Raw genomic sequence first — 12,492 nt, forward strand, 5'->3', positions numbered from 1 at the left:
CCCCATGGTGCGCACTCCTGAACCGCGTGCCCCCCGGCCCGTTCTGGTATCTGGTGCGCCCCTCATCAGAGTCTCACCCGTGGAGGGGCATCACACCCGCGATCAGTGGAAGATCTTGTGGTCTCGGTCATAGCCGGCGGCGAGCGCCCGTCGCTCTTTGTCCCCGTTTGCCCACGCATCAACGCCTGATGAGCGCTCGAGGGCTGGCCGATGACTGCCTGACACACGAACGACGGAGCGCAGATCAGCGGCGGAGGCGGAGGCCTCTCGGCGTCATGTGGAAGCCGGCGTGCGAGAGCGCCTCGACGAGAGGGTGCCCCGAGCCGAGCACCGAGGCTCCGTCGGCCTTCTCGACCGTGAGGCGGCCGAGAGCGCCCTCGCGCACGGCGAGGGCCAGCGCGTCGGCGGCTGCCTGCAGGTGCTCCGAGTCGTCGGACCAGCAGAGCATCGACTTGCCGCCGCGCTCTACATAGAGCACGAGGTCGCCGTCGACGAGCACGACGAGCGCGCCGGCCTTGCGACTCGGCTGGTGGCCCTTGCGCCGGGAGCGTCCGGGCTCACCGGCATCGGCAGTCGCGTCGGATGACGGCTCGTCACCGGGCTCGTCACTGGGCTCGGTGAGGCCCCGCTCGGGCCAGCCGATGCTCGCGCCGTAGGGGTTGGCCGGGTCGCTCGCCGCGAGCACGAGGGCGGGTGGCCCGGTGCGCTCCCGGCGTCCGTCGCCCCCTGGGGAGGTGCGAGCACCCTGACCACCCCGATGGGCACCTCGACCCGGTATGCCGCCCCGGGGGTCGGGTGCGCCCGTCGACCACTCGTCGCCCTCGTCGGGGTCGACGCGGCCCGCGGGCTGCCCCGACCCGTCGCCGCCCGGCAGGCGGGACAACGAGCGGAGCCGGTCGACGGCGCCGGTCGAGGCGAACTGCGATGCCCCGAGGCCCTCGACGAAGTAGCCGCGGCGCACCTTGCCGGCCTCCTCGGCGGCCGCGAGGACGCGATAGACCGCGGCGAAACCGCCCGGCACGTCCTCGGTCACGACGGAGCCGCGGGTCAGCACGCCGTAGCGGTCGAGCAGCAGCTCGGCGTTGGTCACGGCGCGCACGGTCGGGTCGGCCTCGGCCGGGGGAAGCATCGTCCAGCGTCCGACGCCGGTCGACGGGCCCGAGCCGGCCGCCCGTCCGGCCGTGAGCGCGCGCGTCGTCGCGGCGTCCTCGGCCGCCTCGACCTGCGCCGGGGTCGCGCCGGCAACCGCTCCGCGCAGCGACCCGAAGCGGCCGAGCGAGCCGCGCCGGCCGGCATACCGCGTCGACCGGGGACCGGAGGGGGCGCGCTTGTGAGCGGTGCGGCCCCCGGCGAGGAGAGCGCGCAGGGGGGCGACGGTGTCGTTGGTGACGCGCCCCGACCACAGCAGCGACCAGAGCGCCTCGTTGAGCTCGGGGTCGCCCAGGCCGACGCGAGTGGCGAGGGCGCGGAAGAAGAAGGCCCCACCGCCCTCGAGCGCGTCGAGGACGGTCTGCTCCGCGTCGGTGAGCTCGGTGTCGTCGGGCGGCGTGAGGGTGAGGTGCGCGGCGTCGGCCAGGTGCAGGCTGACCCACCCGTCGTCACCCGGCAGCGACCCGTGCCCCCGCCACACGACCTCGCCCGCACTCATCACCTCGTCGAGCAGGGCAGGTCGGTAGTCGGCGACGCGGGCCGGCAGGACGAGGGTCTCGAGGGCGCTCGCGGGCACGACCGCGCCGGTGAGCTGCTCGACGGCACGGAGCAGGCCCTCCCGGCCGCGCAGTCCGCCACCGACGCCCTGCCACTGCGGCAGGAAGCGGGCCAGGTCGCCCTGGTCGACCGGCTCGACCTCATGACGCAGGGCGGCCAAGGAGCGGCGCCGCAGCAGCCGCAGCACCTCGGCATCGCAGAACTCGGGGCCGTGGCCACCGCCGTTCTCGGTCGGCAGCAGCTCACCCTCGACGACCCGGCCCGAGCCGACGAGCCGGCGCAGGGCGTCGTGCACGACGGCCGGCCCGACCCCCCACCAGGCCGCGACGGTCTGCACCGCGAAGGGACCGTGGGTGCGGGCGAAGCGCGCGACGAGGTCGGCGAGGGGGTCGGCGACCGGCTCGAGGAAGGCCTGGGGCACCCCCACGGGCAGCGACGTGCCGAGGGCGTCGCGCAGTCGCGCGGCGTCCTCGATGGCGGCCCAGCGCTCGTCACCGGCGACGCGCACGGCGATGATGCGACGGGCCGACTCGAGCTCGGCGACCGCCGCGGCGATGGCCGTCGGCTCGAAGCCCTCGGCGGCGCGGGCGACGAGGTCGCGCAGGGAGAGGGGTCCGAGCACGCGCAGCAGGTCGGCGACGTCCTCACCGTCGCGGGCGCCACGCTCGGGGGTGAGTCGCTGGAGCTCCGCCTCGGTGCGGGCCACCGCCTCGGGGTCGAGCAGGTCGCGCAGGGCCAGGGCCTCACCCTGGCCGAGCAGCTCGGAGAGCAGCGACGGGTCGAGGGCCAGCGCGGCGGCACGCCGCTCGGCGAGCGGCGAGTCGCCCTCGTAGAGGTACTGGGCGACGTAGCCGAAGACGAGCGACTTGGCGAAGGGGCTCGGCTGGCTCGACTCGACGTCGACGACCTTGACGCCCCGCGAGCGGATGTCGGTCATCAGGTCGACGAGCCCGGGCACGTCGAAGACGTCCTGCACGCACTCGCGCACAGCCTCGAGCACGATGGGGAAGGTGGGGTACTGGCTCGCCACCTCGAGCAGCTGGGCGGCGCGCTGCCGCTGCTGCCAGAGCGGTTGGCGCCGGTCGGGCCGCCGGCGCGGCAGGAGCAGGGCACGCGCAGCGCACTCCCTGAATCGCGCTGCGAACAGGGCCGATCCGCCGATCTCCTGGGTGACGAGCGCGCTGACCTCCTCGGGCTCGAGGGTCACGAGCTCGATGAGCTGCTGGCCGATCTGCCCGCTGCCGACGGCGTCGTCGAACTCGAGGTCGGGCAGGCGGAAGACGATGCCGTCGTCGCCGTGCATCGCCTGCACGTCGACCCCGAAGCGCTCGCGCATGCGCGCCGCGACGCAGAGCGCCCACGGCGCGTGCACCTGACCGCCGAAGGGTGAGAGCACCGCCACCCGCCAGTCGCCGATCTCGTCGCGGAAGCGCTCGACGACGATCGTGCGGTCGTCGGGGACGTGCCGGGTCGCCTCCTTCTGCTCCGTGAGGTAGCCGATGAGGTTGTCGGCGGCCCACTCGTCGAGCCCTGCTGCGGTGACGCGCGCCCGGGCCCGCTCCGGCGACAGGCCGACGATCTCGCGGACGAAGGCTCCGAGGGCGCGACCGAGCTCGGCCGGGCGACCCTGCTGGTCGCCCTTCCAGAAGGGCAGCTTGCCGGCCTGCCCGGGCGCCGGCGTGACGAGCACCCGGTCGTGCGTGATGTCCTCGATGCGCCACGTCGACGTGCCGAGCGTGAAGACGTCACCGACGCGGGACTCGTAGACCATCTCCTCATCGAGCTCGCCGACCCGGCGACCGGGCCCCTCACCGGAGGCGAGGAAGACGGCATACAGGCCACGGTCGGGGATCGTGCCGCCGCTCGTGACGGCGAGGCGTTGAGCGCCACGCCGGCCCGTCAGGGTGTCGGTGACGCGGTCCCAGACGATGCGCGGGCGCAGCTCGGCGAACTCGTCGGAGGGGTAGCGGCCCGCGAGCATGTCGAGCGTCGCCTCGAGCACCGAGTGCGGCAGCGACGCGAAGCTCGCGGTGCGGTGCACGAGCGCCTCGACGTCGGCGACGGTCCACTCGTCCATCGCGCACATGGCCACGACGTGCTGGGCGAGCACGTCGACGGGGTTGGCGGGGATGCGCAGCGACTCGATGGCGCCCGCGCGCATGCGCTCGACGACGACGGCGGTCTGCACGAGGTCGCCGCGGAACTTCGGGAACATGACACCTGCGCTGACGGCGCCGACCTGGTGGCCGGCACGGCCGACGCGCTGCAGCCCGCTCGCGACGCTGGGCGGGCTCTCGACCTGGATGACGAGGTCGACGGCACCCATGTCGATGCCGAGCTCGAGGCTGCTCGTCGCGACGACGGCGGGCAGCCGACCCGCCTTGAGGTCCTCCTCGATGGCAGCGCGGTGCTCCTTGCTCACCGAGCCGTGGTGGGCCCGCGCGAGGACCGGCGCGGCTCCACGGCTGACCCCCGCCTGGGCCATGACCTGTGCCGGTGGGCGCAGGCCGGCTACGGCGGGCTGCGGCAGGCCCTCGTCCTCGGCCAGCCGCTCCTCCCAGATCTCGTTGAGCCGCGACGTCAGCCGCTCGGCGAGACGGCGGGAGTTGGAGAAGACGATGGTCGAGCGGTGGTCGGCGATGAGGTCGACGATGCGCTCCTCGACGTGCGGCCAGATGCTCGCCTGGGGGGCGTTGCCGGCCGCCGGCCCCGACAGGTCGGGCACCCCGGGTGAGATCTCGACCGGCGACCCGGCGAGCTCGCCCATGTCGGGCACGGGCACGACGACGTCGAGCTGCCACTCCTTGGTCGAGACGGGCTGGACGATCTCGACCGGCCGACCGCCGGCGAGGAACCGCGCGACCTCCTCGACCGGGCGCACCGTCGCCGAGAGCCCGACGCGCTGGGCCGGCTGCGGGAGGATCGCGTCGAGCCGCTCGAGGGTGAGCGCGAGGTGCGCCCCACGCTTGGTGCCGGCGACGGCGTGCACCTCGTCGATGATGACGGTCTGCACGCCCTTGAGTGCCTCGCGCACCGACGAGGTGAGCATGAGGAAGAGCGACTCGGGCGTCGTGATGAGGATGTCGGTCGGCGTGCGGGCGAAGGCGCGGCGCTCGTTGGTGGGGGTGTCGCCCGACCGCACGCTGACGCTGATGTCGGGCTGGGGCAGGTCGAGTCGGGTCGCCGCGTGGCCGATGCCGACGAGCGGGGCGCGCAGGTTGCGCTCGACGTCGACGGCGAGCGCCTTCATCGGCGAGACGTAGAGCACCCGGCAGCGCGCGAGCTTGTCGTCCGGCACCGGCTCTCGCGCCATCCGGTCGATGGCCCAGAGGAAGGCCGACAGCGTCTTGCCCGAGCCGGTGGGCGCGACGACGACGCAGTGGTGGCCCGAGCTGATCGCGTCCCACGCTCCCGCCTGGGCGGACGTGGGCGCGCTGAAGCTGCCCCGGAACCAGGCAGCCGTCGCCGGGGAGAATCGGTCGAGCACGTCGGCCCGCTTCGCTGTCGCCATCGGCGCCAGCCTGCCATGGTGCACCGACACTCCACCGACCTGCATGGACACTGCGCCGACACCCCACCGCGCACGGCCGCCTGCCCGGGCCGGACGACATACCGGCTGGTCGTCGCCGTGGACGCTCAGGACGCCCTGGCCCTCTCAGACCGCGTAGACGTCGCCGAGGTGCACCGGCACGAGCGCCCGGCTGCGGATGATCTCGACGAGCTCGCCGTACACCTTCGTCACCGCGGCATGGTTGGCGTGGCCGATGACGATGCGTCCGGCGGTCATCCACTCCGAGGCGTGCTCGACGATCCTGGCGGGCTTGACGTTCGACGAGTCGCCTAGGCTGCCGAGCCACATCGTCACCGCGGGATAGCCGAGGTCGGCGAGCTGGGCTGCCACCCGACGGTTCGTGTAGCCGTAGGGCGGCCGCATGAACGGGCGCCCCAGCGTGCCGTAGGTCTTCTTGAGGAACGTCTCGTTGCGCCGCACCTGGTCGGCGAGCTTGCGCGACGAGAGCCGCGCGAGGTTGGCGTGCGACCACGTGTGGTTGGCGAGGAAGATCTGGTTGTCGTCGCGCAGCGGGCGCAGCAGGCCGGCGTGCTCGGTCCAGCCACGGTTGACGCCGTTGCAGAAGAAGGTGACGCGCAGGCCTGTGTCGCGGCACAGCTTGGCGTAGCCCTCGATGACAGCGGCGTTGGTGCCGTCGTCGACCGTGAGCGCGATGTGGTTCGTCTTGCCGGGGAGCCGATACAACGTGCCGTGCGGCAGCGCGACCTTGGTCAGACCCTGCGGGGCGGTGAACATCCGGGTGTCGGCGACGGCGTCGTCGATCGCCGGGTCGTCGCGACCGCACGCTGCCAGCCCGGTCGCCACCATGGCGGCCACGGACGTGAGGAACAGTCGTCGGTCCACTCCTTCACGGTAGGCACGCGTGGGCTCCGGGCCTCGGACCCGCGCCGCGGGCCAGCGGGTCACTTCGACGAATACCGCTGCGCGCTGGGCACTTTGACCCGGAAAGGGAGGTCTTCAGACGCCGGTCTCGATGCGGAGCGCCGCGTGCAGGTCGTGCTCGATGTCGCGCGCGGTGAGCGCCAGTGCGCTGACGACGTCGACGAGACGGGACTCGTCGAAGCGGACCGTCGGCATCGAGACGCTGACCGCGGCGTCGACCCGGTCGGTGACGCGCACCCCGCGCCCGATCGCCGTGACCCCGCTCTCGGTGCGGTCCTTGTTGATCGCGAAGCCGCGCTCGCGCACGACGGCGAGCTCCTTCTCCAGGGTCTGCAGGTCGGGTCGCTCGTCGGCGCGGCCCTCCCAGCGGTCGGTGGCATAGAGCTCGACCCGCTCCTCCGGGGTGAGGTCGGCGAGCATCAGCTTGCCGCCGGAGGTGAGGTGTGCCGGGAAGACCATCCCCTCCCGGTTGCCGACCCGCAGCGCTTGGCTGCTCTCGACGGAGCCGATGAAGCGGGCGTAGTCGCCCGCGAGGACGAGGAGGTTGGCCGACTCGCCCAGCCGGCCGACGAGCGCGTGCAGGTGGGGCATCGCGATGGTGCGCAGCAGCGCCGTGCGCGACTGCGAGTCGGCGGTCAGCGAGATGACCGGGCCCGCGTGGTAGCGGCGGTCCTCGCCCTGGCGGGCGAAGTCGCGATAGACGAGCGTAGAGAGCAGCCGGTGCGCGGTCGAGCGCGCGACGCCGAGCCGCTCGGCCGCGTCGGAGACGCTGAGCGGCCCCTCGACCTGGAGCATGACCGCGAGGCGCAGGGCGTGGTCGACGCTGGTGAGCGCATAGTGCGGGCGGTTCTTCTGGGCGCGGTCCTGAGCCATCGATTCCTCATAGCAGAATTAGGTGTTCTGTCATGGCGAACGTAGTCCACAGTCATCCCCATGGCAACGACGCCCCCCACCCCGACCCGCCCGCTGGCCCGCACCGGCGCGAGCCGCCCGAGCAGGCCCGCCTGGCTCGTGACGCTCCTCTGCTGGCTCATCGTCGTCTTCGACGGCTACGACCTCATCGTCTACGGGACGACCCTTCCCAGCCTGCTCAAGGAGAAGGGCTGGGACCTCACCCCGACCTCCGCCGGCTTCATCGGCAGCCTCGCCTTCGCCGGGATGCTCATCGGCGCGCTCGGCGCCGGCCTGCTCTCCGACAAGCTGGGTCGCCGCCGGACCATCCTCTGGGCCACCCTGTGGTTCTCGCTCTTCACCGCCCTGTGCGCCTTCGCGCCCAGCGCCGAGGTCTTCGGCCTCTTCCGCTTCCTCGCCGGCCTCGGGCTCGGCGGGCTCGTGCCGTCGGCCAACGCGCTGACCGCTGAGTTCGTCTCGCGCAAGCACCGCTCGGCCGTCTCGACGATGATGATGTCGGGCGTGCCGATCGGCGGGTCGATCGCCGCCATCCTGGGCCTCTGGCTCCTGCCGACCTTCGGCTGGCGCTCCATGTATGCCGTCGCCTTCGTCGCGGTCATCGTCCTCCTGCCGCTCTGCTACCTCCTGCTCCCCGAGTCGCCGACGTGGCTGCGCGCCCACGGACGGGTCGCCGAGGGCAAGGCCATCGAGGCGCAGTTCGGGCTCGTGCACGACCCGAGCGACCACAGCGCCGAGACCCACGCACCCGGCTTCCGCACGATCCTGCGCGGCCGCTTCCTGCGGCCGACGGTGCTCTTCGCCGCCGCCACCGTCGCCACGCTCTTCGCGTGGTACGGCCTCGGCACGTGGTTGCCCAAGCTGATGGGCTCCGACCCGCGCTTCGACATGGGCCAGCCCCTCGCCTTCCTGCTGGCCCTCAACATCGGCGCGGTGCTCGGCTCCGTCGTCACCGCGTGGGCAGGGGTGCGTTTCGGCCCTCTGAAGAGCGGGGTCGCCGCGGCCGCCGTGGCCTCGATCGCCCTCGCCTTCCTGCTCACCTACCCCACCGACGCGACCCCGATCTATGCCGCGCTCATCCTGGCCGGGGTCGGCACGCACGGCACCCAGTGCCTCATCATCGCCGCCGTCGCGAGCCACTACCCACCGACGCTGCGCGGCACCTCGCTCGGCTTCGCGCTGGGCGTCGGCCGCATCGGCGCGGTCCTCGCCCCGCAGGTCGGCGGCCTCCTGCTCGACGCCGACCTCGGCGTGGGCAGCAACTTCCTCGCCTTCTCGATCGCCGCCGGCCTGGCCGCCGTGCTGCTGGCCGTCACCGCCGTCGTCACGAAGCCTGCCGTCTCGACGCGCCCGATCGAGAGCGCGCTCGTCCACTGAATCCCCCTGGCCCCCAGACTCACCCGAAAGGAACGACCATGACCCAGGCAGTAACCTCTCCCGTGCGGATCGAGGCCGTCGACTCCCCCGACCAGCCCACCCCCACCCCCGAGCTCGAGGCCCTCTACCGCGGCTTCGAGGACGAGCTCCTCGTGCCGCTCTGGACCGAGATCGGCGACCTCATGCCGGCGCACCCGCAGAGCAAGGCCACCCCGCACCGCTGGCAGTGGCAGACCCTGCTCGACCTCGCCGACAGGGCCGGTCACCTCGTGCCCGTCGGTCGGGGCGGCGAGCGCCGGGCCATCGCCCTCGCCAACCCGTCGCTGGGCGGCCGGCCCTTCGCGACGCCGACGCTCTGGGCCGCCATCCAGTACCTCATGCCCGGTGAGGACGCCCCCGAGCACCGGCACACGCAGAACGCCTTCCGCTTCGTCGTCGAGGGCGAGGGCGTCTGGACCGTGGTCGGCCGGGATCCCGTGCCGATGAGTCGGGGCGACTTCCTGCCGCAGGCCGGCTGGAACCTCCACGCCCACCACAACGCGGCCGCCACGCCGATGGCGTGGATCGACGGGCTCGACATCCCGTTCCAGTACTACACGGAGTCCCAGTTCTTCGAGTTCGGCCGCGACGAGATCTCCGACGTCGAGCGGGCCACCCCTTCGCGCTCGCGCTCGCAGCGCCTCTGGGGCCACCCGGGCCTGCGCCCGGTGTCCGTCCCCGGTCCGATGCCCGCGAGCCCGCTGCTCGCCTACCGCTGGGCAGACACCGACCTCGCGCTCCAGGACCAGCTCGACCTCGAGGACGAGGGGTATGCCGCGACGGTCGAGCCGGGGCACGCCGCGGTCCGCTTCACCAACCCCACGAACGGCGGTGACGTCCTGCCGACGATCCGCACGGAGTTCCACCGCGTGCGCAGCGGCGCCGAGACGGCGCCGCGCCAGGAGGTCGGCTCGTCCGTCTTCCAGGTCTTTGACGGCGCCGGCACCGTGACCGTCGGGGACACGAGCTGGAGCGTCACCCGCGGTGACCTCTTCGTCGTGCCGTCGTGGCAGCCGCTGTCGATCCGCTCCGAGGCGTCCGCCTCCGACTCCGACTCCGGCGCGCTCGACCTCTTCCGCTTCAGCGACAGCCCGATCTTCGAGTCGCTGGGCCTCGCCCGCACGTCCGTCTCCGCCTCCGTCACCGAAGGACTCCCCCGATGAAGCTCGCCACCCTCCGCAACGCCGACGGCACGACCGAGGCGGTCCGCGTCGACGGCACCACCGCCACGCTCCTGGGCGCACCTGGCGTGGGTTCGTTTCTGGCACAGTCGGACTGGCGCGACAGGGCCGAAGCGGCAGCCGGCCCGACCGTCGACCTCGGCTCGGCGGCATACGCCCCGGTCGTGACCCGGCCGGCGAAGGTCGTCTGCGTCGGGCTCAACTACCGGGGCCACATCATCGAGATGGGGCGCGACCTGCCGCAGTTCCCGACCCTCTTCAGCAAGTACGCCGAGACGCTCATCGGCGCGCACGACGACATCCAGCGACCCGTCGAGACCGACGCGTTCGACTGGGAGTGCGAGCTCGCCATCATCATCGGGGCTCCCGTCCGTCGGGCGACGACCGCTGAGGCGGAGGCAGCGATCGCCGGCTTCGCGACGCTCAACGACATCACCGCCCGCGACTGGCAGTTCCGCACCAAGGAGTGGCTCCAGGGCAAGAACTGGGAGGCGACGACCCCGGTCGGCCCGTGGCTCGTCACACCCGACGAACTGCCCGGCGGGGTGCGCCCGACCCTCGCGATCCGCACCGAGGTCGACGGGGAGGTCATGCAGGAGGACAACACCGGCGACCTGCTCTTCGACCCGGTGGCTCTCGTGGAATACGTCTCGACGATGATCACGCTGCGGCCCGGTGACCTCATCGCCACCGGGACGCCCGGCGGAGTCGGGCACGCCCGCAAGCCCGCGCGCTACCTCTCGGCGGGGCAGAAGGTCGTCACCGAGGTCGAGGGCCTCGGCCGCTGCGAGAACGTCGTCGTGGACGACGGGCGCCCCTGATGGCCCCGGCACCCGAGCCGGCCCTCGGTTGGATGAACGAGGGCACCGAGCTCTTCCTCAAGGCGCTCGAGAGTCTCGACGACGAGTCGCTCGCGGCCCGCGGCTCGCTGCCCGGCTGGACGGGGAGCCACGTCGTCGCGCACGTCGCCGCCAACGCAGAGGCCCTCGGCAACCTCGTCCGCTGGGCCCGCACGGGCGAGGCGACCCCGATGTACTCCTCCCCCGAGCAGCGGGGCGCCGACATCGAGGTCGGGGCGCAGCGGCCCGTGGCCGAGCTGCGGCTCTGGGTGGCCTCGTCGGCGGCCCGGTTGGCGGACTCGCTCGACGCCCTGACTCCCGACCAGTGGGCCCGGGAGGTGCTCACGGCCCAGGGCCGCGCCGTGCCGGCGACCGAGATCCCGTGGATGCGCTCGCGCGAGGTGATGGTGCACGCCGTCGACCTCGGGGGCGCGGTCACGTTCGCCGACCTGCCCGCCTCCTTCGACGCGGCGCTGCTCGACGACATCACGGCGAAGCGGTCGGCCGGTGCCGACGGACCGCACCTGCGCCTGGCACCCACCGATGACGACCGTTCGTGGGTCGTCACGGGAGCCGGCGACACCGTCACGGTGCGTGGCTCGCTCGCGCAGCTCACGGCATACCTCTCCGGCCGACCGGCCACCGGACTGCACGCCGACGGCGCTGCGCTCCCCTCCCTCCCCCGCTGGCTCTGACCGCGGATGCTCCCGAAAGGACTCGTCATGACCACTCACACCACGGACAGCGCCGACGTCGTCGTCGTCGGCGGTGGGATCGGCGGCCTCGCCAACGCCCTCGCCCTCACCCAGAAGGGCCTGCGCGTGCGGGTCCTCGAGCGGGCAGCCGAGTTCGGCGAGGTCGGCGCCGGCCTGCAGATCGCCCCGAACTGCACCCGCATTCTCGAGCACTGGGGCCTGCTCGACGAGGTGAGGAGCCTCGGCGTCACCCCGGAGAACATCGTCATGAAGGATGCCGTCGACGGCTCCGAGCTGACGCGGCTGGACCTCAAGGACGTCGAGGCGAGGTATGGCGCGCCCTACGTCGTCATCCACCGCAGCGACCTGCACGGGGTGCTGTTGCGAGCGTGCCAGCGGGCCGGGGTCGACCTCGTCACCGACGTCGCGGTCACGGGCTACGACCAGCAGGACAGTCGGGCGACCGCGATCCACGCCGCTGGCCGAGAGACGGCTGCCGTCGTCATCGCTGCGGACGGGATCCGCTCCGTCGCAAGGCCGCTCCTCGTCGACGACGAGCCGGTCAGCTCGTCCTACGTCGCCTACCGTGGGGCCGTGCCGGCCGCCCAGGTCGAGGCCCTCGGCGTCTCGATGCGCGATGTCGTCGTCTATGTCGGGCCCAAGTGCCACTTCGTGCAGTATCCGCTCCGCGGCGGCGACATGTTCAACCAGGTCGCCGTCTTCGAGTCGCCCAAAGCGCTTGCCGGAGAGAGTGACTGGGGCACACCTGACGAGCTGGACCACGCCTTCGCGGACACGTGCGAGGAGGTGCGGGCCGGCTTGCCGCTCATGTGGCGTGACCGCTGGTGGCGGATGTTCGACCGTGAGCCGATCCCGACGTGGGTCACCGGACGCATCGCGCTGTCGGGAGACTCCGCCCACGCGCCGCTGCAGTACCTCGCCCAGGGCGCCGTCATGGCGATGGAGGACGCCTATGTCCTCTCCGAGCACGTCGGCTCGCAGCTCGAGTCGGGCGCGACCGCGGACTCTCTCGACTGGGACGTGGCCCTCGCGGCCTACGACGCGGTCCGCCCCGAGCACTGCCGGCGGGTCCTCACGACGGCCCGCGCGTGGGGCGAGCTCTGGCACCACGTCGGTGACGAGCGGGTCTGGCGCAACGAGGTCATGCGCTCGCGCGACGTCCACGACTACTCGTTCGTCGACTGGCTCTACGGCCCCACCGCCCTGACCCCCGAGCAGGAGCCGCCGATGTTTGCCGCCGTCTGACGGCCGCGGGGCCGGCCTTGGACCAG

At 72.8% G+C, this 12,492-nt stretch carries 8 protein-coding genes; 5 read left to right on the forward strand and 3 right to left on the reverse strand.

Annotation, left to right across the window (positions count from 1 at the left end):
- Positions 1-244: 244 nt before the first annotated feature.
- From LG278_RS19815 to LG278_RS19825, 3 genes are all read right to left on the reverse strand, one after another.
- Positions 245-5,218 (reverse strand): ATP-dependent helicase, encoded by a 4,974-nt coding sequence (locus LG278_RS19815; protein ID WP_404389330.1) that lies wholly within the window; start codon positions 5,216-5,218, stop codon positions 245-247.
- A 144-nt stretch (positions 5,219-5,362) separates the two neighbouring features.
- Positions 5,363-6,121, reverse strand: coding sequence for a polysaccharide deacetylase family protein (locus tag LG278_RS19820; protein WP_404389331.1), 759 nt, complete (start codon positions 6,119-6,121; stop codon positions 5,363-5,365).
- A 114-nt stretch (positions 6,122-6,235) separates the two neighbouring features.
- Complete coding sequence (locus LG278_RS19825) at positions 6,236-7,033, reverse strand: IclR family transcriptional regulator (protein WP_404389332.1); 798 nt, start codon at positions 7,031-7,033, stop codon at positions 6,236-6,238.
- Positions 7,034-7,093: 60 nt separating this feature from the next.
- Between LG278_RS19825 and LG278_RS19830 the strand changes: the two genes are divergently transcribed.
- From LG278_RS19830 to LG278_RS19850, 5 genes are read left to right on the forward strand one after another with little or no spacing between them, the layout of a single operon-like run.
- Positions 7,094-8,446, forward strand: a complete 1,353-nt coding sequence (locus LG278_RS19830) for an MFS transporter (RefSeq protein ID WP_404389333.1) — start codon at positions 7,094-7,096, stop codon at positions 8,444-8,446.
- Positions 8,447-8,484: 38 nt separating this feature from the next.
- A complete protein-coding gene (locus LG278_RS19835; RefSeq protein WP_404389334.1) occupies positions 8,485-9,648 on the forward strand; it encodes a cupin domain-containing protein in 1,164 nt (387 codons plus the stop codon).
- On the forward strand, positions 9,645-10,487 hold the full coding sequence (locus tag LG278_RS19840; protein ID WP_404389335.1) for a fumarylacetoacetate hydrolase family protein: 843 nt from the start codon (positions 9,645-9,647) through the stop codon (positions 10,485-10,487). Before LG278_RS19835 ends, LG278_RS19840 begins: the two co-directional genes overlap by 4 nt.
- On the forward strand, positions 10,487-11,200 hold the full coding sequence (locus tag LG278_RS19845) for a maleylpyruvate isomerase family mycothiol-dependent enzyme (protein WP_404389336.1): 714 nt from the start codon (positions 10,487-10,489) through the stop codon (positions 11,198-11,200). Before LG278_RS19840 ends, LG278_RS19845 begins: the two co-directional genes overlap by 1 nt.
- A 27-nt stretch (positions 11,201-11,227) precedes the next feature.
- A complete protein-coding gene (locus LG278_RS19850) occupies positions 11,228-12,466 on the forward strand; it encodes an FAD-dependent monooxygenase (protein WP_404389337.1) in 1,239 nt (412 codons plus the stop codon).
- Positions 12,467-12,492: the final 26 nt, after the last annotated feature.

Origin of the sequence: Humibacillus xanthopallidus (genome assembly GCF_044793955.1) — a bacterium.
In the GTDB taxonomy this organism is placed as follows: domain Bacteria; phylum Actinomycetota; class Actinomycetes; order Actinomycetales; family Dermatophilaceae; genus Humibacillus; species Humibacillus xanthopallidus_C.